The following is a 25,447-nucleotide window of genomic DNA, read 5'->3' on the forward strand; positions in this document are numbered from 1 at the left end:
CAATTGATTGTTGTTAATTCGCTATAAATCAGTGTTTTTAATAATTATAAATATTAATTTTACAAACAGAGCATTATATAACTAATATTTTTTGGTGACATAATGACGTATATATATCTATGAAGAAATCTAATTTTATTAGTCTGGACAGTTTGTCATTGCAGGATTTTGATGAAAATTCTGAATTAATCCCATTAATGACACCTGAAGATGAAGAGCAAATAAATAACGAACAGTTACCAGAAACATTACCAATTCTATCATTGCGTAATACAGTTTTATTTCCTGGTGTTGTAATACCTATTACTGCTGGAAGAGATAAAAGTATTAAGTTAATAGATGATGCAAATAAAGGTTCTAAAGTTATTGGAGTAGTATCACAAAAAGATGAAGCAATAGAAAATCCTAAAGCTGGAGATATACACGAAATAGGAACCGTTGCACGTATTTTAAAGGTTTTAAAAATGCCAGATGGTAATACAACCGTTATTATACAAGGTAAAAAACGTTTTAGTGTTGCAGAGGTGATTACCGAAGAGCCTTACATAAATGCAACAGTTCGTGAAGTTCCAGAAGCAAAACCAGCAAAAGTAAATAAAGAGTTTCAAGCAATTACAGACTCTATTAAAGACTTAGCGCTTAAAATTATAAAGGATAGCCCAAATATTCCTAGCGAAGCGTCTTTTGCAATTAAGAATATTGAAAGCGATTCGTTTTTAATAAATTTTGTGTCTTCAAATATGAATTTGCCTGTTAAAGACAAGCAAAAACTATTAGAAACAAACGACCTTAAAGAACGTGCTTTAGAAACATTAAAGTTTATGAATATCGAACTTCAAAAATTGGAGTTAAAAAACGATATACAATCTAAGGTTCAAAGCGATATGAACCAGCAGCAACGTGAATATTTCCTTAATCAGCAAATGAAAACCATACAAGAAGAACTTGGTGGTGGTAATGCAGAGGAAATGGAAGACATGAAAAAGCGTGCTAAACTTAAAAAGTGGGACGATAAAGTTGGAGAGCATTTTGAAAAAGAATTATCTAAAATGCAACGTATGAATCCGCAAGTTGCGGAGTATTCAATCCAACGTAATTATTTAGACTTGTTTCTAGATTTACCATGGAATGAATTTAGTAAAGATAAATTCGATCTTAAGCGTGCTAAAAAAATATTAGATAGAGACCACTACGGACTTGACGATGTTAAAAAACGAATTATAGAGTATTTAGCAGTGTTAAAATTACGTAACGACATGAAATCGCCTATTCTTTGTTTATATGGACCTCCAGGTGTTGGTAAAACATCGTTAGGAAAGTCTATTGCTGAAGCATTAGGTAGAGAATATGTGCGTATGTCTTTAGGAGGTTTACGTGATGAAGCCGAAATTAGAGGACATAGAAAAACCTATATAGGTGCTATGCCAGGACGTATTATTCAATCTTTAAAAAAGGCAGGAACATCTAATCCGGTATTTGTATTAGATGAAATAGATAAGCTATCTAACTCAAACCAAGGTGATCCATCATCAGCTTTATTAGAGGTTTTAGACCCAGAACAAAATAGCGAGTTCCATGATAACTTCCTTGAAATGGGTTACGATTTGTCTAAAGTTATGTTTATAGCAACATCCAATAGTTTAGCAAATATACAGCCAGCGCTTCGAGATAGAATGGAGATAATAAATGTTACAGGTTATACAATTGAAGAAAAAGCCGAAATAGGAAAAAGACATTTATTACCAAAACAATTAAAAGAGCACGGTTTAACAGATAACGATTTAAAATTAGGAAAACCACAAATAGAAAAAATAGTAGAAGGTTATACTAGAGAATCTGGAGTAAGAAGCCTAGAAAAACAAATTGCAAAAATGGTACGTTATGCTGCCATGAATATTGCAATGGAAGAAGAATATAACCTTAAAGTAAATAACGATACTATTGTTGAAGTTTTAGGCGGACCAAAATTAGAACGTGATAAGTACGAAAATAATGACGTTGCCGGAGTAGTAACAGGCTTAGCTTGGACTAGAGTAGGAGGCGATATTTTATTTATAGAATCTATTTTATCTAAAGGAAAAGGTTCTATGTCCATTACAGGAAACCTAGGAAAAGTAATGAAAGAATCTGCAACCATTGCTATGGAGTACATAAAAGCCAATGCAGATGAGTTTGGTATAAATTCTGAAGTTTTCGATAAATATAACGTGCATATTCATGTACCAGAAGGTGCAACACCTAAAGATGGGCCGAGTGCAGGTGTTACTATGTTAACTTCTTTAGTATCTTTGTTTACGCAAAGAAAGGTTAAAAAGAGTTTAGCGATGACAGGTGAAATTACACTTCGTGGGAAAGTTTTACCAGTTGGCGGAATAAAAGAAAAAATCTTAGCTGCAAAACGTGCAAAAATTAAAGAAATATTACTTTGCGAAGATAATAGACGAGATATTGAAGAAATTAAACCAGATTATTTAAAAGGTTTAACTTTTCATTATGTTTCAGATATGAAAGATGTTTTAAAACTAGCTATTACAAAGCAAAAAGTAAAAGGCGCTAAAAAACTTTAAAAAAATGAAGGCAATTGCAATTGGTTTATTCGGTTTACTATCAATAGGAACTTTTGCTCAAGAACATGAAGTTTCAGAAGAGTTTCTTCCTGTTAATGTAGAGGGAAAGGAAGCTTATATGTCTACAAAAACAGGAGAATTTACCTTTCGCGAACACGATAAAACAGATCCTACACAGTTAAAAACAACTCCAAGCGGAGTGGTTTATACAGATATAAGCACACATACTGTTAAAAAAGGAGAAACATTATCTACTATTGCCAAAAAAAATGAAGTGTCTGTTGCCGAAATTAAAGCACATAATAACATTACAAATGGTAATTTAAAAATAGGATCTAGTTTAAAAATTGTAAAAAAAATATTAGTAAAATCTAGCAGTCCTGTAGTAAGCTATGTTGGTAGAGAACGTATTATTGCTAAATTAAGACCAGGTGAATCTCCAGGTCAATTTGCACCTCCACCTTCAATAGAAGATGTAGAAAATAAAGTTATTAAAACCGAAAAAACTCAAGAAAAAGCATCGGCAACAGTATATAAGGCAGAAACTAGTATTAAAAATCCAATTTTTGGTTTAGAAGACGATGCTAAAGAAACTAAAGCCGTTGTAGAAAATGAAGCAGCCCTCAATAAAAAAGAACGTTTAGCTAAGCTTAAAGCAGAAATGAAAGCTCTAGAAGCAGAGCTTGAAAAAGAAGAGGAGAAAGAAGAAGAAATAGAAAGTAAAATATCTGCTCCAGTTGAAACAGTAGAAGAAATTGTAGAGGAAAAAATAGATGCTAATCCTTCAATAGAATCTAAAGAGCAAGAAACTAATGCTTTAGAAAAAGTAAAAGCAAGTAATCCTAATGCTAAAATTGAAGAAGATAAAGAGGGAAAAAAAGTTATAGTGTTTGAAAACAAACCTTTAGAAAAAGAAGAATCAACAGCAGAAAAAGCAAAACAAGCTATAGCATCTGTAAGAAAAACAGAAAAAGAAATAGAAGCTTCAAAAAAAATAGATAAAGAAAAAGAGGCTTTAATTGAAAGTACTTCTAAAGAAAGTAATGAGGATATAAATAATAAAGAAGACGTTTCATATTATACAGTAGAAAAAGGAAATTCACTTTGGTCCATTGCACGAATGCACAACATGACTGTAGATGATGTAAAAAAGTTAAATAACTTAAAAAACAATAATCTTACTATTGGCCAAAAATTAAAAGTCACACCTAAAAAATAACCCAATAAAAATAAGATTCTCGCTTTCTCGAGAGACATATATGAAAAGAACAATTCTGGCACTTTCATGTCTTGTAGGCATTAGTGCATTCGCTCAGGATAATTTGGTAGATGTTGTAATAGATGGTAAACCTGCAAAAATGAATACAACAACTGGAGTTTATACATTTACAAATGGAGCTCCAGATAGTTATACTTCCAATAATACGGTAACAACAGTTACAGAAAAAGCAAACCCAAATGTAGAAGCCAAAACAGTTTTAGATAGTAAAATTCATACTGTAGTTAAAGGAGAAACTTTGTATTCTATATCTAAAAAGTACGAAATTAGTATGGCACATATAAAAAGTTTAAATAATTTAAGCTCTAATGTGCTAAGTGTAAATCAACAGTTAAAAATAGGTTATAATACAAAAGCAGAAATTAGTAATAACTCGGTTTATATTGTAAAGAAAGGAGACTCGCTATTTGGTATTGCAAAAAGAGAAGGTCTTTCGGTTGCAGAATTAAAGCAATTAAATGGCCTTGAAACTAATATTATTAAAGTAGGGCAAGAACTTAAATTAAAATAAAAAACTCAACGTAGCGTTTTAAGATAGATTTAACTACTTTTGTCTCTTTATGGTAAAAAAAATTGCACTTTTTTGCTTTACTTTAATTAGCTCTTATTGTTTCGCGCAATTAGGAGGGCAATCTACATATCAGTTTTTAAACCTGGTATCTTCGCCAAGACAAGCAGCTTTAGGAGGAAAAGTACTTACAAATATAGATTGGGACGTTACACAAGGTATTTACAATCCGTCTGCAATTAATGTAGAAATGGATAACCAGTTTGCATTAAACTATACCAGTTATTTAGGAGGTGTAAAATATGGAACTGCCGCTTATGCTTACACTGTAGATAGGCGAGTACAAACCTATCATGCAGGAATCACTTATATTAATTATGGTGATTTTGATGGTTATGATGAAGATGGTAATGCAACAGGAACATTTTCTGGAGCAGAAACAGCATTGTCTTTTGGTTACGCATTGCAAATAGGCTATAGCGATTTTTATGCAGGAGCAAACATAAAATTAATTAACTCTAGTTTAGAGCAGTATAACTCTTTTGGTGCTGCAACAGATTTAGCATTAATGTATATAGACGAGCGTTTGGAGTTTCAAGGCACTTTAGTAGTTAGAAATTTAGGTACGCAAATTACTACTTATGCAGGCACACAAGAATCATTACCATTCGAAGTAGCAATTGGTTTATCTCAAACATTAGAAAACATACCATTGCGTTGGCACTTAACATTCGATAATTTGCAGCAATGGCCTATAGGAGAGCCAAATCCAGCAAGAGCAACTACAGACTTAGAAGGAAATCAAACACAAGAAAAAGTTGGCTTTTTAGCACAAGTTGTAAGACATACAATACTAGGAGCAGAGCTTTTTCCAAGTAAAGGTTTTAATATACGCTTAGGTTACAATTTTAGACGTGCCGAAGAACTCCGTATAGAAGACCAACGTAATTTTTCTGGTCTTTCAGCCGGCTTTTCTGTAAAGCTTAATAAAATGCGTTTTAGTTATACACACGCTAAATATACAGCAGCTTCTAATTCTAACTTTTTTGGTTTACAAATAGATTTAAGATAGTAGTAATTAGCTTTTTTATAAAGTTGATTGCTGCGTATAATTTTAAAAAAAAAACTAATATAATTTCAATCTTTTAATTTAATAAAATATAAAAGAAAACACATAAAACTAATGGGAGATTTAAAAAAACAAACAGACGCTAAAATAGAAGCAGGTAGAAAAGCTAAACCAGAATTTATGAAAGGTGTAGATGAGGTTATAGCAAAAGCAAAAGCATTTAAAGAAGGACAAAATGCTTTAAAAGTAGGAGATAAAGCGCCAGATTTTACACTCCCAAACGCTAAAGGTGAATCTATAAGTTTAAATAAGTTATTAAATAAAGGACCAGTAGTAGTTACATTTTACCGTGGAGATTGGTGTCCATATTGCAATTTACAATTGAGAGCGCTTCAAGCAAAATTAAACCAAATACACGAATTAGGAGCTAATTTAGTTGCTATAAGCCCACAAGTTCCAGATGGATCTTTAACAGAAAGCGAAATTAGTAAAATGGAATTTATAGTCTTGTCAGACCAAAATGCAAATGTAGCTTCAAAATATGGTGTAGCTTGGGAAGTGCCTGAGTTTTTAATGGAGCATATGCGTATAGACCGTGGTTTAGATTTAGAAACTATTAATAACGGTAACGCAAACATTTTACCAATTCCAGGTACTTTTATAATTGGAGAAGATGGAGATGTTAAATGGAATTATGTAAATGTAGATTATAGAACACGTTCTGAACCAGATGAAATTATTGAGGCTTTAAAAAAAATATAATAATTCTCTAAATTTTACAGAAAACAAACCATCCTTGCTCTTTCTATTTTGGAGAGTAATAGCTTGACTTTGTAATAAAAAACGATTAAATTCGTTTACTCGTGCTGAACTTATTTCAGTAACGTTTGATATATAACATCTTTAACGTTTAATATCAGAACGCATTGTAACCAATTATGCAAGAAACTTCAGAACATGCCATTTTACCTATCGAATCAGTCCAAGAAAGAGATGTTGATTTAATTTTGTTGGAGGAATTATCGACTGAAAATTCGTTTTGTAATTGGTTTATTTCGGAACTAAATTTACCTAAATTTTCTTCCTCAAATGGAACTTGGAGAAGTATAACAGATTTTGGATTGGGAGAAACCGATTTGCTATTTTCTTATAATTCAAATAACGAAAAAGTATTCGTGCTGATTGAGAATAAACTTGACGCAACTTTTCAAGACGAGCAATTTATTCGTTATGAAAAAAGAGCAAAAGAATATGTTAGAAAAAAACATTGTGATAACGCTTATTGCATTTTAATCGCACCAAATCTATATTGTAAAAATCAAAATGACTTTGAGAATTACATTTCATACGAAACTATTTCGAGATTATTTGAGAAACAAAACACGAAAAGAGGACTTTTTAAAAGTCAGTTAATTCAAATTGCAGTTGAAAAATTACGCAGAGGATACCAACCTGTGAATTCTGAACCTGTTCAAAAGTTTTGGCATGACTATTGGAATTTTAAAAATGACAAAATCCCGAGTTTGACGATGAAAAAACCGAGTATTGTTCCGCATAATAGTGATTGGCCAATGCTTTACGACAACGATTTAAAAGGGATTATTTTTTATCACAAATTAGCTCAAGGAAATTCAGATGCAACATTTCAAAATCCGACAGAAAATATTGAGTTAAAAATTAAAGAAAATTTACAAGAAGATTTTAAGTTTATAAAACACAGTAAAAGTTTTTCAGTTCGAATTTCATCAGAAAAAATTGACCGTACAAAAGATTTTAATAAACAAATTAAACAAGTAGAAATCGGAATGAAAAATCTAGAAAAATTAAGAGACTGGATAAAAGAAATCGGAATAAATAACTGGTTACAACAGCGTGTATAATTCATTGCGGTTGAATTCCTAATCAGAATTCAACGCAATTTTGCTATATTTCGGCTACGGCGGAAAGAATCCTGCGGATTTTTCCGCAACGAAATCATAATCAAAACCGTTAAACGAACCTTCCAAAAATTTAAAAACAAAAAAGTGCAAAAAATAACAATAGCCATAGACGGTTTTTCGTCTACAGGAAAAAGTACAGTAGCTAAGCAATTAGCAAAACATTTAGGATACATTTATGTAGATACTGGCGCAATGTATCGTGCTGTAACTTTATTTACTATGCAAAATGGTTTTATAGATAAAGAGCACTTTAATATAAATGCTTTAGTAGAAAAGTTAAGAAATATAACCATTAGTTTTAAATTTAATAAAGATTTGGGTTTTGCCGAGGTATACTTAAATGGTGTAAACGTAGAAAAAGAAATTAGAACTTTAGAAGTCTCTAGTTTTGTAAGTAAAGTAGCAGCAATACCAGAAGTACGTTACCAATTGGTAAAGCAACAACAACAAATGGGAAAAGACAAAGGTGTTGTTATGGATGGTAGAGATATTGGCACTGTGGTATTTCCATATGCAGAATTAAAATTATTTATGATTGCTAGTGCAGAAAAAAGAGCAACCAGACGTTTTAATGAGTTAATAGAAAGAGGAGATAATGTTAAATATGAAGACGTTTTAAGAAACGTACAAGAACGAGATTATATAGACTCTAACCGCGAAGACTCTCCATTACGTAAAGCAGAAGATGCTATAGAAATAGATAATAGTGATTTATCTTTAGAAGAGCAATTTAATAAAGTATTGCATCTAGTAGAAAAGACTTTTAACAAAATAAAATAAACATTAAAGCTAAACAAAAAGCGAACCAAAAATTGTTAGTCCGCTTTTCAAAAGAAATCTGCTATTAATCCCTACAAGTTCGGGATTATTAATTCTTGATTTGGGTGAATTACATCTGGATTATCTAAGATATTTGTGTTTGCTTTAAAAATAGCGTTATACTTACTAGCATTTCCATAATATTGCTTAGCAATAGCACCTAAAGTTTCACCACTTTTAACAGTATGTTTTGCGTACAAACTAGTGTCTGCAACCTTAATATCTGCAACAATATCACTAGGGTTCTCGCCACCAATGGCTTTAATCTCATCCCAAAGTAAGTTTTTTTCGTATTGCGTTGCAGCAGTACCTTTTACAGTTAATACTCCATTAGCTTCAGAAACATCTCCATTAGCTATATTTAATTTTTCTCCTAAATCAAGTACGCCTTGATATTTTGCTTTTACAGCCATATTTTAATTAAATTATAATTTTACGTGTTTAAAGGTATAAAATTTCTGACAAAATACAATCAACTAACATCTAATTATTAGTTTAAAAATCAGTCGTTTAAATTTTTATTAAAGAATTAGGCAATATTATTAAAAAGTAGTATTTTTGCACTCCTTTTTAGCACCTATAGGAAAAACAAAAAAGGAATCAAAAACAAATATTTATAACACTTCTGTGTGATTAGTGCTTAAGTTTTCCAATACATGCAGAATACAAATGTAATGTAAAAACGTTTTATTATATAGAAATAACGTGAGCATTACAAGAATTACTTAAATGGCTGATAAAGCAAAACAAGAAGAAGTTGTAGCAGAAGCACAAGAAACTGCAAACACAACAAAAGAAGCTCCAGTAGTATCTGAAGCACAAGCAAACCCTGAAAAATTCTTAAAAGAATTTAACTGGCACAATTACCAAGAAGGTATTGATGAGGTTGAAGATTCTCAATTAAAAGAATTTGAAAAATTAGTATCAGAAAATTTCGTAGACACATTAGATGACGAAGTTGTAACTGGAGAAGTAGTACACATTACAGATCGTGATGCTATTATCGACATCAACGCAAAATCTGAAGGTGTAATTTCTTTAAACGAATTTCGTTACAATCCAGATTTAAAAGTTGGAGACAAAGTAGAAGTATTAATAGATGTACGTGAAGACGCAACAGGACAATTAGTATTATCTCACAGAAAAGCACGTGTTATTAAAGCTTGGGATCGTGTAAACAATGCACACGATACAGGTGAAATAGTTAACGGTTTCGTTAAGTGTAGAACTAAAGGTGGTATGATTGTAGATGTTTTTGGAATTGAAGCATTCTTACCAGGTTCTCAAATTGATGTTAAACCAATTAGAGATTACGATCAATACGTAAACAAAACTATGGAATTTAAAGTTGTGAAAATCAACCACGAATTCAAAAACGTAGTAGTTTCTCATAAAGCACTTATTGAGGCTGATATTGAAGAGCAAAAGAAAGAAATTATTGGTCAATTAGAAAAAGGTCAAGTATTAGAAGGTATCGTTAAGAACATTACTTCTTACGGTGTATTTATCGATCTTGGTGGAGTTGACGGATTAGTACATATTACAGATTTATCTTGGTCAAGAATTAACCATCCAAACGAGATTGTTGAGTTAGACCAAAAATTAAATGTTGTAATCCTTGATTTTGATGAAAACAAATCAAGAATCCAATTAGGTCTTAAGCAATTATCTAAACATCCTTGGGATGCTTTAGGAGAAAGCGTATCAGTTGGAGACAAAGTAAAAGGTAAAGTAGTTGTAATCGCAGATTACGGTGCATTTATTGAAGTAGCAGAAGGAGTTGAAGGTTTAGTTCACGTTTCTGAAATGTCTTGGTCTACACACTTACGTTCGGCTAACGATTTCGTAAAAGTTGGAGATGAAATTGATGCTCAAATCTTAACATTAGATAGAGAAGATAGAAAAATGTCATTAGGTATCAAGCAATTAACGCAAGATCCATGGACAGACATTACAACTAAATATCCTGTAGGTTCTAAGCACACAGGTATTGTACGTAACTTTACAAACTTTGGTGTTTTTGTTGAATTAGAAGAAGGTATCGATGGATTAATTTACATCTCAGATTTATCTTGGACTAAGAAAATTAAGCACCCTTCTGAGTTCTGTGCAGTTGGAGACAAATTAGACGTAGTAGTATTAGAGTTAGATGTTGAAGGACGTAAATTATCTTTAGGTCACAAACAAACAACTGAGAATCCTTGGGATAAATACGAAACTGAATTTGCTTTAGGTACTACACATACAGCAGAAATTGCTGAAGTTGTAGACAAAGGAGCAACAATTGAATTTAATGAAGACATCGTAGCATTTGTTCCTTCTCGTCACCTTGAAAAAGAAGACGGTAAGAAATTAAAGAAAGGTGATACTGCAGAATTCAAAATTATTGAATTTAATAAAGAGTTTAAGAGAGTGGTAGCTTCGCATACTGCAATCTTTAGAGAAGAAGAAATGGCAAACGTAAAAGCCGCTCAAGCTAAGCAAGCCTCTCAGGCAGCAGAAGCTAAGCCAACTTTAGGTGACGCTAACGACGCTTTACAAGCTCTTAAAGATAAAATGGATGGGAAAAAATAAATTCTAGCGAAAGCAGGAATCTTATCCTATTAAATTTAAAGCCTCTCGGAAACGAGAGGCTTTTTTTATTAAGCTTTTTTTAAAGTTTTAACTGTATTAAAATTCAATAAATAGAGATTAACTTTAAAACTTATCTTTCAACTTCAAATAATTTAACCTAACTTTGTTTTTCAAATACCCTTACAGCGTATATGAGTCAGAAAGTGCTACTTAATGCAACAGACATAAACATCATTCTTCACAGATTGGCTTGTCAATTAATTGAAAACCATAAAGATTTTTCTAATACCGTTTTAGTAGGCATACAGCCACGAGGAAAATTTCTAGCTAGTCGTTTAGCACAAATGCTAAAAGACGAATACAAAATAAAAAACTTACAGTTAGGATATTTAGATATTACATTTTATCGTGACGATTTTAGAAGAGGCGATAAAATACACGAAGCAAATACTACAAAAATAGATTTTATAGTAGAAGATAAAAACGTTGTCTTTATCGACGATGTTTTATATACAGGACGAAGTATACGTGCTGCATTAACTGCAATACAATCCTTTGGGAGACCAAATGAAATAGAATTACTAACATTAATAGATCGACGCTTTAGTAGACATTTACCTATACAACCAAATTATAGAGGAAGGCAAGTAGATGCAATTAACAAAGAAAAGGTAAAAGTTAGCTGGATAGAAAATGATGGAGAAGATGTTGTTTACCTAGTTAATAGTTAATATTAGTAACATAACAATATAAAAGCATAACCGAAGACTAAAAGATATGAGCGAGTTAAGTGTCAATCACTTATTAGGAATTAAATACCTTCAAGAAAAAGATATTCAGCTTATTTTTGAAACAGCCGATCATTTTAAAGAGGTGATAAATAGGCCAATAAAAAAAGTGCCATCACTTCGTGATATAACTATAGCAAACTTATTTTTTGAAAACTCCACCAGAACGAAACTGTCTTTCGAATTGGCAGAGAAACGTTTATCTGCAGATGTTATTAATTTTTCTGCTGGACAATCTTCGGTTAAAAAAGGAGAAACTTTAATAGATACAGTAAATAATATATTATCTATGAAGGTTGATATGGTGGTTATGCGTCATCCCAATCCAGGAGCAGGTGTTTTTTTATCTAAACATGTAAAAGCAAATATTATTAATGCTGGAGACGGCGCACACGAGCATCCTACGCAAGCTTTACTCGACTCTTATTCTATTAGAGAACGATTAGGAGATGTAGCAGGAAAAAATGTAGTAATTGTTGGAGATATTTTGCACAGTCGAGTTGCACTTTCTAATATTTATGCATTAAAATTACAAGGTGCAAATGTTATGGTTTGCGGGCCTAAAACTTTAATTCCTAAATATATTGGAGATTTAGGTGTAAAAGTAGAAACTAACTTACGCAAAGCGTTAGAATGGTGTGACGTTGCAAATATGCTTCGTGTTCAAAATGAACGTATGGATATTAGTTATTTTCCATCAACTAGAGAATATACACAACAATTTGGAGTTAATAAAGCATTATTAGATTCTTTAAATAAAGAAATCACAATTATGCATCCAGGACCTATAAATAGAGGTGTTGAAATAACAAGTGATGTTGCAGATTCTAAACAGGCTATTATTTTAGATCAAGTACAAAATGGAGTAGCAGTTAGAATGGCAGTAATATATTTATTAGCTGGCAAAATAAAACAATAAGTGATGATTATAGATCAAGAAGAAAATATCACAATAATTACTCAAGAAAAGGCGAGTATTATTGAATTAGTAAAAAAAATAGAAGCTTTATACCCAAAATTTAAAAAGCATAATATTATAATAAAATTATCTTCTTTAGGTACAATAGCTTTACAAGACATTATTGAGTTTTTAAGACTCTCGAATACACACCGTGCATCAAAACAATCATTTGTAATTGTTACAAACGCAATAAATCCAAACGAAACTCCAGAAGAAATAATAGTAGTTCCTACTTTAAAAGAGGCCTACGATATTATAGATATGGAGGAAATGGAGCGTGATTTAGGGTTTTAAACTGTTTATTTGTTTCTAGTTAAATAGCTTATTAATTAAGCTAAATCCATTAGCATAAAAACGAATTGACATTATTTATATGAAATTAAACATTTTAGGCTGTTATAGTGCAACACCAAGAACGTTCACCAATCCAACATCTCAAGTATTAGAAATAAACAATCATTTGTTTTTAATAGACTGTGGAGAAGGAACACAAGTGCAATTGCGTAGGCATAAAATTAAGTTTAATAGAATTAAGCATATTTTTATTTCTCATTTACATGGCGATCATTTTTTTGGATTAGTTGGTTTAATTTCCACAATGCGTCTATTAACTAGAGAAACAGAATTACACATTTATGCTCCTAAAGGTTTAAAAGAAGTAATTACACTTCAAATGAAATTAGCAAATTCCTGGACAAATTTCGACCTTATTTTTCACGAATTAACTAGTGAATTTTCAGAATTAATTTTCGAAGATAAAAAAGTAGAAGTTTACACAATACCTTTAAATCATCGTGTTTATACTAATGGTTTTCTTTTTAAAGAAAAACCAGGAGAACGTAAATTAGATATGAATGCCGTATTAAATGCAAACATAGATATTGCATATTACAGAAAGTTGAAGCAAGGTGCAGATGTTATAAATAACGATGGTAAAATTATTAATAACGAAGCTGTTACATTTGCTCCAGACAAACCAAAAAGTTATGCTTTTTGTAGTGATACTGCCTATAAAGAGGATATTGTACCAATAATTAAAAATGTAGATGTATTATATCATGAATCTACTTTTTTAGAACAACATGCACATTTAGCACCAAAAACAAAACACAGTACAGCTAAAGAAGCAGGAAGTATTGCCAAACAAGCCAATGTTGGAAAGCTATTATTAGGGCATTATTCTACACGTTACGATGATTTAAACCTTTTTAAAACCGAAGCACAAACACTTTTTAAAAATGTTGAGCTTGCAGACGACGGTAAAGTTTTCGAGTTTTAAAAAGAATAATTTATACTGTTTTAAATCTTTCAGATATTAAACTATACTTAATTAAAGAAAAATCGTTAACTACTAAATCTGCTAAACTATAATCTTGGTTTTTAGAGTGGTGGCTATCATAACCAACACAATATATGCCTGCTGCTTTTGCTGCTTTAATACCATTTGTAGAGTCTTCAATAACCAAACAATTATTTTTCGAAAAACCAGCTAATTCTGCTGCTTTTTCAAAAATTTCAGGATGCGGTTTAGAGGCTTTTAAGTCTGCACCACTAATTTTAGCTTTAAAATATTGGTCTAAACCAAAACGATTAAAAACATTTGTAATGGTTTGCATAGATGCCGAAGATGCTAGAACAAGAGTAAGACCATTTTTATAGTAATCTTTAATTAAATCTAATACACCATCAATTAATTGTAAAGCAGGATCACTATGAAACAAATCTGTAAATATTTTACGCTTAGTTAGCATTAATGTTTCTGGCTTATCTTTCAAATTAAAAATGTCGCAAAGTTCTTTACAAACATTAATTGTAGATTGTCCTGTAGTAGACTCGTACAGTGTTTCAGATACTTCAATATTAAAAGCATCGAACATTAAAAAATAAGCTTTTTTGTGTAATGGCTCTGTATCTACAATTACACCATCCATATCAAATAATACTGCTTTTAACATAAGTTATTTTTTATGCAAATATAAAAGGTTAAAAACATTAGATGTTAATCTTTTTTAAAACATAAATAAATTTAAAAATATTAGTGTTTCTTTATACTTATTACATAACTTTTATGGTATACATTATTATATTTATTGGTTTAGTTGCGTTTGCAGTCTATGCATTTACAAAAACAGCTCAAAAAAAACAAGAAGCGTTTCCTAAACATTGGCATAAAATTTTAACAGAAAACGTACTGTTCTATTCAAAATTATCTAAAAAGAATCAAAAAATATTTCAGAATAGAATGATGCTTTTTTTTACTGAAGTTACAATAGATAGTGTAAAAATAGAAATAGAAGAGTTAGATAGAATTCTTATTGCAGCAAGTGCAATTATTCCTGTTTTTGGTTTTAAAGAGTGGCATTACAAAAATTTAAGTGGTATTATATTATATCCAGATACTTTTGATGAAGATTTACAATTTGATGAAAAAAATAAATCAAGAAAAATCCTTGGAATGGTTGGAACTGGTCGTTTTGAAAAACAAATGATTCTTTCTAGAAAAGCTTTAAGACAATCGTTTTTAAACGATACCGATAAGCATAATACACCAGTACATGAGTTTGTACATTTATTAGATAAAATGGACGGGCAAACCGATGGTATTCCAGAACAATTATTAGGAAAAGATTATATAAAACCTTGGTTAGAATTAATGCACCAAGAAATGGAAGCTATAAATAATAACGAATCTGATATTAGAAAATATGGAGGAACAAGTCAAGCCGAATTTTTTGCTGTAGCTTCAGAATACTTTTTCGAAAGACCAAAACTGTTTAAACAAAAACATCCAGAGTTATATAAAATGTTGTCTCTGTGCTTTCAACAACCTAAAAGTAATTCTTAAATGTAATATTCATATTTTAACTAATGATAAAACATTAAATTTACAATTGTAAAAAAGGTTTATGTTAAAAGAGCTTAAAGAACAATACGGTTATTTATTTGAAGACGAATTACTTCAAGAAATTAATAACGTCGGCACATATAAAGATGTACTAGAAGGTTTTAAATTAATAGAAATTGGAGATTATATAAAATCGATGCCGCTTTTGGTAAGTGGAGCTGTTAAAATTTTACGAGAAGATAAAGATGGAGAAGAACTCATTCTCTATTTTTTAGAACATGGAGACACTTGTGCAATGACGCTTTCTTGTTGTTTAGGAAACGCTAAAAGCGAAATTAGAGCCATTGCAGAAACAGATACCAAATTAATTATGGTGCCAGTCGAGAAAATGGAAGTATGGCTTTCTAAATATAAAAGTTGGCAAAATTTTGTATTACAAAGCTACCATAATCGCATGACAGAGCTTCTTGAAGCAGTAGATACTATTGCATTTTTAAAAATGGACGAACGCTTATTTAAATATCTTAAAGATAAAGCAATGGTTAACCATAATGAAGTTATACATGTTACACACCAACAAATTGCTAACGATTTACACACCTCTCGTGTAGTTATTTCTAGATTATTAAAAACTTTAGAGATTGATGGAAAAATAGAATTACATAGAAATAATATTAAAATTCTTGAATTATAACAATGTAACAGATGTTACAAATTAAGTTAGAAATGTAAATTAAGTTTGCATTCAACTTACCTTAAAATGGATATACAGCAAATTATAACATACTTTGGCGCTTTTTTAATTGGAGCAATTCTAGGATTAATAGGTGGCGGAGGTTCAATTTTAACAGTACCTTTATTAGTATATTTTTTAAGCTTTAATCCTGTAATAGCTACCGCATACTCTTTATTTGTAGTAGGATCTTCTTCTTTGGTTGGAGTTATACAAAAACATAAAAAAGGCCTAGTAGATTTTAAAACAGGATTAATATTCTCGTTTCCATCATTTATTGCGGTGTATTTTTCAAGACGGTTTTTAGTACCAGCAATACCAGAAACACTTTTTACTTTTGGTGATTTTTCATTTACAAAGGGAATGGCAATCATGATATTTTTTGCAGTAATTATGTTTCTATCTGCCTTTTCAATGATAAGGTCTAAAAAAAATGCTACAGAAGAAAGAAAGCCACAAGCTTATTTTAAAACTTTTTTACAAGGCATATTTATAGGTATTGTTACAGGATTAATAGGAGCTGGAGGAGGCTTTTTATATGTGCCAGCATTAGTGCTTTGGGCAGGTTTAGACATGAAAAAAGCTGTAGGGACATCTTTAATAATTATAGCAATAAACTCTTTAATTGGATTTGCTGGAGATGTACAAGTTTTAAGTATAGACTGGAAATTTTTACTAACATTTTCTTTTGTAACCATTTTAGGAATTTTAGTAGGAGGTTACTTTTCAAAATTTATTTCTAGTAGAAAATTAAAAAAGAGTTTTGGATGGTTTGTTTTAGCAATGTCGGTTTATATCATTTTTAAAGAGTTAACAAAATGATAATTGTAACTTTTGTTACTATAAAAATTTAAAAACATTAGTAAATTTGAAGAATTAAAATAGATAAAATGAAGGTAGAACAAATTTATACAGGATGCTTAGCACATGCAGCTTATTACATAGAAAGTAATGGAGAGGCAGCTATTATAGATCCATTAAGAGAGGTACAACCTTATATAAAAAGAGCAAAATTAGACGATGCTAAAGTAAAATATATTTTTGAAACGCATTTTCATGCAGATTTTGTTTCAGGGCATTTAGATTTAAAAAAGAAAACAGGAGCTCAAATTGTATTTGGACCTACAGCAAAGCCATCTTACGATGCTTTAATAGCAGAAGATGGACAAATATTTGAAATTGGTGACTATAAGATAAAAGTAATCCATACACCGGGTCATACTATGGAAAGTACAACATACCTTCTTATAGATGAAAATGGTAAAGAACATGGTATTGTTACCGGAGACACTTTATTTATTGGAGACGTTGGGCGCCCAGATTTAGCACAAAAAATTGCTTCAGATTTAACTCAAGAAAAATTAGCAGGTTATTTATTTGATTCTTTAAGAAACAAAATCATGACATTACCAGATAATATTATTGTTTATCCAGCTCATGGAGCAGGATCTGCATGTGGTAAAAACATGAGTAAAGAAACAACCGATACTTTAGGACACCAAAAAGAAGTTAATTATGCACTTCGTGCAGATATGACTAAGGAGGAATTTATAGCAGAGCTTTTAGACGGTTTAGCAGAGCCTCCAGCATATTTTCCACAAAACGTAATGATGAATATTAAAGGTTACGAAAGTTTCGATAATGTGATGACGAAATCTCAAAAACCATTATCACCTAAAGCCTTTGAAGCAGCTGCTAACGAAACTGAAGCAATAGTTTTAGATGTACGTCATCAAAAAGAATTTGTAAAAGGTCATATTCCAAGATCTATTTTTATTGGTATCGATGGTGGTTTTGCGCCATGGGTTGGTGCATTAATAGCAGACGTTAGTCAGCCTATATTATTGGTAGCTCCAGAAGGGAGAGAAGAAGAAGTAATTACACGTTTATCTCGTGTTGGTTTCGATAATGTTATAGGTTATTTAGAAGGTGGTTTTAATTCTTGGAAAGATACAGGAATGGAGTACGACACTATGGCTTCAATTTCTACAGAAGAATTTGAAAAGCAATATCCAGAAAATAAAGATGTTGTTTTTGATGTTAGAAAAGATGGCGAGTTTAAGTCTGAACATATTGTAGATGCAAAACATACGGCTTTAGATAATATTAATAGTCATCTAGATAAGTTTCCAGAAAACAAACCTTTTTACGTGCATTGCGCAGGTGGTTATAGATCTGTAATAGCAGCATCAATACTTAAAAGTAGAGGAATTCACAACTTAATAAATGTAGAAGGAGGTTATGGCGCAATTAAAAAAACGTCAATACCTAGAACAGATTACGTTTGCCCATCAACATTATAAATCATTATTAATAAATAAGTAAAAACGTGTGTTACAAATTGTAATACACGTTTTTTTAATAAGCATGTGTAATTATGTAAAAATAAGGATGCAGTTGTGTTACTATTGTTACAATTAATACTTGTTTAAAAAACTATATTTGAAACAAAAAATTAACTAATGGAAATTATTTATCAACCTTGGCCTTGGTACGTTTCAGGCTTTTTAATAGCATGTATAATGTTAGTTCTTTTGCTAATGGGCAAAAAGTTTGGAATGTCTTCTAATTTAAGAACATTTTGTGCAGCATGTGGAGCAGGTAAAGCGAGTTCGTTTTTTAATTTTGATTGGAAATCAGACAAATGGAATTTATTAGTTGTTTTAGGTGCAATGTTAGGTGGTTTTGTAGCCTCTCATTATCTATCTAATCCAGAAATTCCAGAAATAAGTGAAGCTACAAAAGTGGCATTAACTCAATTAAATATTTCTGCAGAAAATGGATATTTACCTGTAGAGCTTTTTTCAATAGAAGCTCTAAGCGATATTAAAACAATACTAATTTTAGTAGTTGGTGGTTTATTAATTGGTTTTGGTGCACGTTATGCTGGAGGTTGTACTTCTGGTCATGCTATTTCAGGATTAAGTAATTTACAATTACCATCTTTAATTGCTGTAATTGGTTTCTTTATTGGAGGACTAGTTATGGTTCATTTATTATTCCCTTTTATTTTTTAAAATTTTATGAAACAGTTATTATATATATTTATAGGTTTTTTCTTTGGTATTGTTATGTATAAATCTGAAGCTGCTTCATGGTTTCGTATTTATGAAATGTTTCGTTTTGATTCTTTTCATATGTACGGTATTATTGGTACAGCATTAGTTTTTGGTGTTTTATTTGTTTTCTTAATAAAACGTTTCAATGTTAAATCTTTTGATGGGCAACCAATAACAATAGCACCTAAAAGTAAATCTTTTTCAAGATATATGTTTGGAGGTATTATTTTTGGTTTAGGTTGGGCTTTAGCAGGAGCATGTCCTGGACCTATATTTGTTCTTGTAGGAGCAGGTTACCTACCAATTTTAATTGTTTTAATTAGTGCTACACTTGGAACTTTTCTATACGGATTAGTTAAAAATAAATTACCTCATTAATATTTTAACATTTATAGTTGTAACAATTTGCTAAATTGTTAGTCTTATTAGTATCAATCAATCTTGCTGAAGATTTTCAGCAACTAAATCAAAATACTATGCAAGGAGACAGACAATTATTAGTAATTACTCATTTAAGTCAATTACTAACAGCAATTACAGGATGTGGAGGACTTATTGTTCCATTAATAATATGGTTCACTAAAAAGGATGAAGACTACCATATTGATGAACAAGGAAAAAAAATTATTAATTTTCAATTAAGTTTAATTGTTAATTTTATTATCTGTATTCCTTTAATACTTCTATTTGGACTTGGTTTATTAGGTTTTATAGTTTTAGGAGTTTTTTCAATATTATATCCAATAGTAAATGCTATTAAGGCAAGTAATGGTGAAAATCCAACATATCCATTAAGTTATAAATTTATATAATGAAAACGGAATCTAAAAAAACTAAACGCATTGGACTAGGTGTTGCATTAGGAAGTTCTTTTGGTGTAACTATTGGTTCTATAATAGGAGCGTTAACCAATGATGCAGCTTTTTGGGTAAGTTATGGAATTCCCATAGGAATATCTTTAGGGCTTGTATTAGCAGTAGTTTATAATAGTTTAAGTAAAGAATAATAGTTACCTTTAAAATACCTTTATCTTATAATTTTGTTAGTTAGTTGAATATTAATTTAAGATAAAGAAAAGCGCAACCTATGGAGGTTGCGCTTTTTGTTTAGAAAAAAAAGGCAAGGCTACAGAAAAAAATAAAACGGAATACACGATTAAATATTAATTTTGTTTGTTAGTCACTATGTCACGTTTTATTTATTACATATTATTTTTAATTAGCATTTGTTTTGTTCAAGCACAAAATCCTGTTTTTGTGCCTATGGCAAACGTATCTAAACTTCCAGATGTTGAGTTTTACGACGTTTTAGAAGACCAACAAAACTACATTTGGTTGGCAGCAGATAAAGGTTTGTATCGTTATGATGGTAAAATTTATAAAAAATTTAGTCATCCAAAACAAAAAGCAAATTCTCTTTTTCAATTAAAATTAGATGCCAATGGCACGTTATGGTGTAATAATATATATGGGCAAATTTTTTATGTAGAAAATAATAGTCTTAAACTTTTTCATGACGCTAGTAAGTTAGTTGTTGGCCAATTAGCACCATTTTCAATTCAAGAAAACTATATTAGGTTATTTACTGTAACAGGTATTTACGATATTGATATTGTAACAAAAAAAATCACTAAATTTTTTGATGGCATGTGTATTAGTAATTCTACTATTAACACTACCAATTACACTTTTACTATAAATAATGAAGGAGACGTAAAACGTCATCGCATTTATAAATTCGATAAAAATAAAAGTTCAAAAATATTTGAAATTATAAGCAGTGATAATATACAATCGCCAAGATTATTTGCCTTTAATAAAGCTGTTTTCTTTACACATAAAAATAAAAACAATAATGTTATTTACTCAATTAATAAAGCAAATAATTTAGTAACACAGCTTAAAACACCTACACAAATAGAGAACGAAATTATTTATAGTTTATTAAATTTTAAAGATACCTATTGGTTTTTAACAAGTTCTGGTGCTTTTATTTACAAATTTAAAAATGATGTGTTTACCTTTAAAGAGCAGCTTTTTAATAATGAGTCTATAACCGATGTTCAAGAAGATTTTAACAAAAATTATTGGTTTACTACATTAGATAATGGTGTTTTTGTATCTCCAAATCTTAAAATTAGACATACCAATTTAGATGCAATTAATGCAAAAGTAACAGCTGCAACAGCACTGCAAAACAATCAATTTGTTTTAGGTACTAATAACGGTAAGCTATTATTTTATAAACAAAACATACTTAAAAAAACACTTAAACTACCAGGAAAAAAAATTGTGGGTAAATTATATTTTGATGCACAAAAACAGCTGCTAATTGTAAGTATTAATGCGTCAGAATCGTTTATAGTTAATTTAAAGACAGATAAAATTACCGATGTAAACAATAGGTTTTCGGTAGCCAAAACATTTTCAAAAATAGATAACAACACATTGTTTTATGGTAATTACCGTCAAGGTATTCTGTATAAAAATCCGTTTGGTGAATTTCAAAAAAACAGTATTAAGGACAGTCGTGTAAAGGCTTCAGTGGTATATAATAACAGTTTGTTTGTGTCGTATATTGACGGATTGTTTAAGTACAATACAGTAACTTATTCTTCAGAAGAAATCACTTACAACGCAAACAGTTTATTGGTTAATGCTATGGCAAATACAACCAAAACTATTTGGTTAGCTACACAACATAACGGACTTTTAAAATATGAAAGCGATACACTAAAACCTTCAGGTATTAAGCTACCAAACAATCTTCAAATAAATGCAATACAATCTCAAGGAGATATTTTGTGGCTATCTACAGATTCTGGACTGTTTCAATATCATACACAAGCACATCAACTTAAATTTTTAAATGCACAAGATGGATTAAATACTGCTGTAAACGACTTTTTGGTACTTGAAGATCAAATTGTAATAATACAGCCAAAAGCATTTTATACACTTCCAAAATCTCAAGAGTTATTTAAAACCTTTAAAACAGCCAAGGTTAGGGTAGAAGCAGTAACCATAAACGATCGGGATACTTTGGTTACTAATAACTACAAATTGCCTTATAATTTTAATAAAATTGGTGTTAAATTTAATGTCAATGGGTTTCAATCTAACCAGCATGTTAATTACCAATATCGTGTAAAACAAATTGATACTAGTTGGCAAAATGTACCTTTAAACACTCATTTTATAAATTTTAATAGCTTATCAAGTGGTACATATACGTTTGAAATTAAAGCAAAAAATGTTAGTGCAAAAAAAGCTGTTTTTGCAACACCAATTACTTTTGAAATAGCAAAGCCATTCTGGGAAACCTATTGGTTTTATAGTATTATTTTAATATCAATAGTTACTTTAATTTGGTTATACTTTAGATGGCGATTACAGCAAAAAGAAGCACAACGTAATGCCGAAATTGATAAAATTTTAGTAGACAAAAAAATCACCAATTTAAGACTAGAAAATCTAAGGTCGCAAATGAATCCGCATTTCATTTTTAATGCTTTAAACTCCATTCAAGATTATATTATTTCCAATGAAAAGGAATTAGCTAGCTCATATTTAGTAAAGTTTAGTAGATTGATTAGGATGTATTTAGACTACAGTCAGCAAAACGAAATCAGTCTAGAAGAAGAATTAAATGCTTTAAAACTATATTTAGAATTAGAAAAAGTGCGTTTTGAGGATGAATTGGAATATAAGATTACTATCGATAATCAGTTGAAAACGAAACTAATAAAAGTACCGTCATTATTCATTCAACCGTATGTTGAAAATGCTTTAAAACATGGATTATTACATAAATTAAAAGACAGAAAATTAAATATTGAAGCCAAAATAATTGAACAAAACAAATTGCAAATTACAGTTGAAGACAACGGTATTGGTAGAGAGCAATCCGAAAAATTAAAACGACCAAACCAACAACACAAACCGTTTGCAACCAAAGCTAATTTAGAACGCGTACACTTATATAAAAATAAACTAAAACGCGATATTACTATAGCTACCAACGATTTGTATAACGAAAACAACGTTGCTACAGGAACAAAAGTGGTAATAACTATGCCTATACATTAATTTATGAAATCAATAATTATAGACGACGAAAAACGCGCCAGACATTTACTATCAAACTTGCTAACCGAGCATTGCTTAAGTATTACTAGCATTGAAGAAGCACAAGATTTAGTATCTGGAGTAGATTTAATAAAATCTAGTAAACCAGATGTTGTGTTTTTAGACATTGAAATGCCTAATCAATCCGGATTAGACATTTTAGAATACTTTCCAAATCAGATTGATTTTAAAATCATTTTCGTGACGGCATATAATCAATACGCGATTGAAGCTTTTAAGCTTTCAGCTGTAGATTATTTATTAAAACCAGTGGACACAACCGAATTAAAAGAAGCTGTAGCAAAAGCTGAAGAAGCGATAAAAGCTAACAATTTAAATGACCAATTAAACAAGTTACGCGACTCGTTAAAGCAACTGTCCATAGATAAAATTGCTTTAGAAATACCAAAAGGGATTATGTTCGCGTCGCACAATGATATTGTCTATTTTGAAGCAGATGGTATGTACACCAACGTACAACTTATGGATGGCAAACAAAAAACCATTTGCAAACCGTTAAAGCATTTTGTTGAGCAATTAGAGCGCAACGCGATGTTTTTTAAATGTCATCGATCGTATTTAATCAACTTAAAATATGTAGACGAATTGGTAAAAGACGATGGCGATTACTTACTAATGAACAATCAAAAACGCATACCAATTTCAAAATCTAAACGCGATCAGTTTCTTGAAGTAATTAAGGAAACGTTTATGTGATTTATTTGAAGTTTTTGAAAATCCTTCAGAAAAAAAATCATCATTTTCAGAAAAAAACAAATTAAGAATAGTGGTTAAGTGCTTTATTTTGAAGTCTATTAAACACAATTCTTATGAAAAAAATAGTTCTATTATTCGTTTTGGCATTATGCTATAACGTCTCTCATGCCCAATTTGGTAAAATGCTTAAAAAGAAAGCCAAAGCAGCAGTAGAGAAGAAGTTAGATAAAAAAGAAACGAGCAGTACATCTTCAAAATCTGAAAATGCTTCAGGAATGGTTGGCAGTTCGTCAACTGAAAGTTCATCAAAAACAGAATACACAGATGAGGAATTTAAAGCAGAATTAGCTAAAAAATATCCAAACGACCAGGCGAAGCAAGATTTATACTATCAAAAATATCTTGAAAAAAAGCAACAAGAAGCCGAAGCTAATAAACCAAAACAAGCTAATTCAGTAAGTGATGAGTTTTTATACATGTCGTATCCATTTGCAATGACAAAAGGTATGAGCGCAGTTGGTGTTGATCGTGTAAAACTAAGACGTCAAATGACAGATATGGGTGATAATGTAGACTTACTGCCAGCACAAGATCCAGATTATGCTTGGTTACGCTTTTTAACAACACCAGAATTAGTAGCTATGTCACCAGAAGGTTATGTTGGTTACGAGTTGGTTTCAGGTATGTTTACAACAAAAGTTGGTGCAAACCGATCGCAAACTTTAGAGCTTGGTACAGGTATGCCAATTTTAGTAAGAGGAATGTTAATTGCAGACGATGTGTTTGTAATTTATGCAGCATCGCACCAAGGCGGACATGCTTTTAATGTACCATCGTACATGCATGAAAAAGATATTACTATTCTAAACGTAATAGGTAAAGGCGAGCAACAATTTCATGTAGAGTGGTTAGAAAAAGCAAAACCAATTGTAAAAGAATTTGAAGCAACGTTAAAAGCAAATTACGATGCAGCTGCAAAATCAACCATGGATGCTATAAAAATGCCAAAAGCTGGTAGCATGAATAGTAATGAATCATTAATGAGTTTTGCTAAAGAAAATGTGTCTAAAACCATTGCAAAAGATGGCGCAAAACTTTTAAAATTAAACATAGAATCTAACGATTGGAGTATTGTAAAAAACAAATACACAGGACATATTTTGTACCGTTGGATTAAAGGAGCATTCACAGAAAAAAATAAAAATAACGACTGCTATTTACAAGGTTTTTTAATCAAGCAACAGTATAATGGTAGTGGTTATGGTAGTTCACAATTTGGCGGAATTATTCACGGACAAATGCCTTACGGACAAAAAATGAATTGCGAATAATTAAAAACGTGCTATTAATCTATAGTTTTTAAAGCCTGCTTATTTAAGCAGGCTTTTTTATTTGATTTAAAGTGTAAGAATAATCTTTATTATGTATTCAGAAAGAAATTAGACCTATTCAGAAAAAAGC

At 30.7% G+C, this 25,447-nt stretch carries 25 protein-coding genes; 23 read left to right on the top strand and 2 right to left on the bottom strand.

The window, feature by feature from the left end; translation table 11 throughout:
- Positions 1–119: 119 nt before the first annotated feature.
- The 7 genes from lon to cmk all read left to right on the top strand — a co-directional run bounded on the left by lon (position 120) and on the right by cmk (position 8,143).
- The gene (lon, locus tag BWR22_RS07240; RefSeq protein ID WP_076733014.1) at positions 120–2,567 is read left to right on the top strand and encodes an endopeptidase La; all 2,448 of its coding nucleotides are present in this window, start codon (positions 120–122) and stop codon (positions 2,565–2,567) included.
- Between the two features lie 4 nt (positions 2,568–2,571).
- On the top strand, positions 2,572–3,786 hold the full coding sequence (locus BWR22_RS07245) for a LysM peptidoglycan-binding domain-containing protein (RefSeq protein WP_076733016.1): 1,215 nt from the start codon (positions 2,572–2,574) through the stop codon (positions 3,784–3,786).
- 40 nt (positions 3,787–3,826) lie between these two features.
- Positions 3,827–4,357, top strand: a complete 531-nt coding sequence (locus BWR22_RS07250) for a LysM peptidoglycan-binding domain-containing protein (protein WP_083678248.1) — start codon at positions 3,827–3,829, stop codon at positions 4,355–4,357.
- A 49-nt stretch (positions 4,358–4,406) separates the two neighbouring features.
- Positions 4,407–5,426, top strand: a complete 1,020-nt coding sequence (gene porQ / locus BWR22_RS07255) for a type IX secretion system protein PorQ (RefSeq protein ID WP_076733020.1) — start codon at positions 4,407–4,409, stop codon at positions 5,424–5,426.
- Between the two features lie 111 nt (positions 5,427–5,537).
- Positions 5,538–6,185, top strand: coding sequence for a peroxiredoxin-like family protein (locus BWR22_RS07260; RefSeq protein WP_076733022.1), 648 nt, complete (start codon positions 5,538–5,540; stop codon positions 6,183–6,185).
- 176 nt (positions 6,186–6,361) lie between these two features.
- Complete coding sequence (locus BWR22_RS07265) at positions 6,362–7,303, top strand: PD-(D/E)XK nuclease family protein (RefSeq protein WP_076733023.1); 942 nt, start codon at positions 6,362–6,364, stop codon at positions 7,301–7,303.
- Positions 7,304–7,447: 144 nt separating this feature from the next.
- The gene (gene cmk, locus BWR22_RS07270; protein ID WP_076733024.1) at positions 7,448–8,143 is read left to right on the top strand and encodes a (d)CMP kinase; all 696 of its coding nucleotides are present in this window, start codon (positions 7,448–7,450) and stop codon (positions 8,141–8,143) included.
- Between the two features lie 71 nt (positions 8,144–8,214).
- On the opposite strand, the gene BWR22_RS07275 is transcribed toward cmk, so the two are convergent.
- Positions 8,215–8,595, bottom strand: a complete 381-nt coding sequence (locus tag BWR22_RS07275) for a LysM peptidoglycan-binding domain-containing protein (RefSeq protein WP_076733025.1) — start codon at positions 8,593–8,595, stop codon at positions 8,215–8,217.
- A gap of 316 nt (positions 8,596–8,911) precedes the next feature.
- On the opposite strand from BWR22_RS07275, the gene rpsA reads away from it, so the two are divergent.
- The 5 genes from rpsA to BWR22_RS07300 all read left to right on the top strand — a co-directional run bounded on the left by rpsA (position 8,912) and on the right by BWR22_RS07300 (position 13,784).
- A complete protein-coding gene (rpsA, locus tag BWR22_RS07280) occupies positions 8,912–10,756 on the top strand; it encodes a 30S ribosomal protein S1 (protein WP_076733026.1) in 1,845 nt (614 codons plus the stop codon).
- Positions 10,757–10,947: 191 nt separating this feature from the next.
- A complete protein-coding gene (pyrR, locus tag BWR22_RS07285; protein WP_076733027.1) occupies positions 10,948–11,487 on the top strand; it encodes a bifunctional pyr operon transcriptional regulator/uracil phosphoribosyltransferase PyrR in 540 nt (179 codons plus the stop codon).
- Positions 11,488–11,533: 46 nt separating this feature from the next.
- A complete protein-coding gene (locus tag BWR22_RS07290) occupies positions 11,534–12,463 on the top strand; it encodes an aspartate carbamoyltransferase catalytic subunit (RefSeq protein ID WP_076733028.1) in 930 nt (309 codons plus the stop codon).
- Between the two features lie 3 nt (positions 12,464–12,466).
- Positions 12,467–12,799 carry a ribonuclease Z gene (locus tag BWR22_RS07295; protein WP_076733029.1) on the top strand — a complete coding sequence of 111 codons (333 nt, stop codon included), beginning with the start codon at positions 12,467–12,469 and terminating at the stop codon, positions 12,797–12,799.
- 79 nt (positions 12,800–12,878) lie between these two features.
- Positions 12,879–13,784 carry a ribonuclease Z gene (locus BWR22_RS07300; RefSeq protein WP_076733030.1) on the top strand — a complete coding sequence of 302 codons (906 nt, stop codon included), beginning with the start codon at positions 12,879–12,881 and terminating at the stop codon, positions 13,782–13,784.
- A 10-nt stretch (positions 13,785–13,794) separates the two neighbouring features.
- Here the strand turns inward: BWR22_RS07300 and BWR22_RS07305 are convergent, their stop codons facing one another.
- On the bottom strand, positions 13,795–14,460 hold the full coding sequence (locus BWR22_RS07305) for an HAD family hydrolase (RefSeq protein WP_076733031.1): 666 nt from the start codon (positions 14,458–14,460) through the stop codon (positions 13,795–13,797).
- A gap of 113 nt (positions 14,461–14,573) precedes the next feature.
- Between BWR22_RS07305 and BWR22_RS07310 the strand changes: the two genes are divergently transcribed.
- The 11 genes from BWR22_RS07310 to BWR22_RS07360 all read left to right on the top strand — a co-directional run bounded on the left by BWR22_RS07310 (position 14,574) and on the right by BWR22_RS07360 (position 25,317).
- Positions 14,574–15,350, top strand: a complete 777-nt coding sequence (locus BWR22_RS07310) for a M90 family metallopeptidase (RefSeq protein WP_076733032.1) — start codon at positions 14,574–14,576, stop codon at positions 15,348–15,350.
- 61 nt (positions 15,351–15,411) lie between these two features.
- Positions 15,412–16,044 (top strand): Crp/Fnr family transcriptional regulator, encoded by a 633-nt coding sequence (locus BWR22_RS07315; protein ID WP_076733033.1) that lies wholly within the window; start codon positions 15,412–15,414, stop codon positions 16,042–16,044.
- Positions 16,045–16,110: 66 nt separating this feature from the next.
- Positions 16,111–16,905 carry a sulfite exporter TauE/SafE family protein gene (locus BWR22_RS07320; protein WP_076733034.1) on the top strand — a complete coding sequence of 265 codons (795 nt, stop codon included), beginning with the start codon at positions 16,111–16,113 and terminating at the stop codon, positions 16,903–16,905.
- Positions 16,906–16,973: 68 nt separating this feature from the next.
- On the top strand, positions 16,974–18,386 hold the full coding sequence (locus BWR22_RS07325) for an MBL fold metallo-hydrolase (protein WP_076733035.1): 1,413 nt from the start codon (positions 16,974–16,976) through the stop codon (positions 18,384–18,386).
- A gap of 159 nt (positions 18,387–18,545) precedes the next feature.
- Entirely contained in the window at positions 18,546–19,100 is a 555-nt protein-coding gene (locus BWR22_RS07330) for a YeeE/YedE family protein (protein ID WP_076733036.1), read from the top strand.
- Between the two features lie 6 nt (positions 19,101–19,106).
- Entirely contained in the window at positions 19,107–19,520 is a 414-nt protein-coding gene (locus BWR22_RS07335; RefSeq protein WP_076733037.1) for a DUF6691 family protein, read from the top strand.
- A 98-nt stretch (positions 19,521–19,618) separates the two neighbouring features.
- A complete protein-coding gene (locus BWR22_RS07340; protein WP_076733038.1) occupies positions 19,619–19,954 on the top strand; it encodes a DUF4870 domain-containing protein in 336 nt (111 codons plus the stop codon).
- Positions 19,954–20,148: a hypothetical protein gene (locus BWR22_RS07345; RefSeq protein WP_076733039.1), complete on the top strand. Its 195-nt coding sequence runs from the start codon at positions 19,954–19,956 to the stop codon at positions 20,146–20,148. Before BWR22_RS07340 ends, BWR22_RS07345 begins: the two co-directional genes overlap by 1 nt.
- Before the next feature lie 178 nt (positions 20,149–20,326).
- Positions 20,327–23,230, top strand: coding sequence for a sensor histidine kinase (locus BWR22_RS07350; protein WP_076733040.1), 2,904 nt, complete (start codon positions 20,327–20,329; stop codon positions 23,228–23,230).
- Between the two features lie 3 nt (positions 23,231–23,233).
- A complete protein-coding gene (locus tag BWR22_RS07355; protein WP_076733041.1) occupies positions 23,234–23,986 on the top strand; it encodes a LytR/AlgR family response regulator transcription factor in 753 nt (250 codons plus the stop codon).
- A 113-nt stretch (positions 23,987–24,099) separates the two neighbouring features.
- Positions 24,100–25,317, top strand: coding sequence for a hypothetical protein (locus BWR22_RS07360; RefSeq protein ID WP_156875583.1), 1,218 nt, complete (start codon positions 24,100–24,102; stop codon positions 25,315–25,317).
- Positions 25,318–25,447: the final 130 nt, after the last annotated feature.

It is taken from the genome of Lacinutrix venerupis (genome assembly GCF_001971745.1).
GTDB classification, from domain to species: domain Bacteria; phylum Bacteroidota; class Bacteroidia; order Flavobacteriales; family Flavobacteriaceae; genus Lacinutrix; species Lacinutrix venerupis.

Bases quoted from the DNA above. Each gene is read 5' to 3' on its own strand.
- lon (WP_076733014.1), top strand. From the start codon at position 120: ATGAAGAAATCTAATTTTATTAGTCTGGACAGTTTGTCATTGCAGGAT.
- BWR22_RS07245 (WP_076733016.1), top strand. From the start codon at position 2,572: ATGAAGGCAATTGCAATTGGTTTATTCGGTTTACTATCAATAGGAACT.
- BWR22_RS07250 (WP_083678248.1), top strand. From the start codon at position 3,827: ATGAAAAGAACAATTCTGGCACTTTCATGTCTTGTAGGCATTAGTGCA.
- porQ (WP_076733020.1), top strand. From the start codon at position 4,407: ATGGTAAAAAAAATTGCACTTTTTTGCTTTACTTTAATTAGCTCTTAT.
- BWR22_RS07260 (WP_076733022.1), top strand. From the start codon at position 5,538: ATGGGAGATTTAAAAAAACAAACAGACGCTAAAATAGAAGCAGGTAGA.
- BWR22_RS07265 (WP_076733023.1), top strand. From the start codon at position 6,362: ATGCAAGAAACTTCAGAACATGCCATTTTACCTATCGAATCAGTCCAA.
- BWR22_RS07275 (WP_076733025.1), bottom strand. From the start codon at position 8,595: ATGGCTGTAAAAGCAAAATATCAAGGCGTACTTGATTTAGGAGAAAAA.
- rpsA (WP_076733026.1), top strand. From the start codon at position 8,912: ATGGCTGATAAAGCAAAACAAGAAGAAGTTGTAGCAGAAGCACAAGAA.
- pyrR (WP_076733027.1), top strand. From the start codon at position 10,948: ATGAGTCAGAAAGTGCTACTTAATGCAACAGACATAAACATCATTCTT.
- BWR22_RS07290 (WP_076733028.1), top strand. From the start codon at position 11,534: ATGAGCGAGTTAAGTGTCAATCACTTATTAGGAATTAAATACCTTCAA.
- BWR22_RS07295 (WP_076733029.1), top strand. From the start codon at position 12,467: ATGATTATAGATCAAGAAGAAAATATCACAATAATTACTCAAGAAAAG.
- BWR22_RS07300 (WP_076733030.1), top strand. From the start codon at position 12,879: ATGAAATTAAACATTTTAGGCTGTTATAGTGCAACACCAAGAACGTTC.
- BWR22_RS07305 (WP_076733031.1), bottom strand. From the start codon at position 14,460: ATGTTAAAAGCAGTATTATTTGATATGGATGGTGTAATTGTAGATACA.
- BWR22_RS07310 (WP_076733032.1), top strand. From the start codon at position 14,574: ATGGTATACATTATTATATTTATTGGTTTAGTTGCGTTTGCAGTCTAT.
- BWR22_RS07315 (WP_076733033.1), top strand. From the start codon at position 15,412: ATGTTAAAAGAGCTTAAAGAACAATACGGTTATTTATTTGAAGACGAA.
- BWR22_RS07320 (WP_076733034.1), top strand. From the start codon at position 16,111: ATGGATATACAGCAAATTATAACATACTTTGGCGCTTTTTTAATTGGA.
- BWR22_RS07325 (WP_076733035.1), top strand. From the start codon at position 16,974: ATGAAGGTAGAACAAATTTATACAGGATGCTTAGCACATGCAGCTTAT.
- BWR22_RS07330 (WP_076733036.1), top strand. From the start codon at position 18,546: ATGGAAATTATTTATCAACCTTGGCCTTGGTACGTTTCAGGCTTTTTA.
- BWR22_RS07335 (WP_076733037.1), top strand. From the start codon at position 19,107: ATGAAACAGTTATTATATATATTTATAGGTTTTTTCTTTGGTATTGTT.
- BWR22_RS07340 (WP_076733038.1), top strand. From the start codon at position 19,619: ATGCAAGGAGACAGACAATTATTAGTAATTACTCATTTAAGTCAATTA.
- BWR22_RS07345 (WP_076733039.1), top strand. From the start codon at position 19,954: ATGAAAACGGAATCTAAAAAAACTAAACGCATTGGACTAGGTGTTGCA.
- BWR22_RS07350 (WP_076733040.1), top strand. From the start codon at position 20,327: ATGTCACGTTTTATTTATTACATATTATTTTTAATTAGCATTTGTTTT.
- BWR22_RS07355 (WP_076733041.1), top strand. From the start codon at position 23,234: ATGAAATCAATAATTATAGACGACGAAAAACGCGCCAGACATTTACTA.
- BWR22_RS07360 (WP_156875583.1), top strand. From the start codon at position 24,100: ATGAAAAAAATAGTTCTATTATTCGTTTTGGCATTATGCTATAACGTC.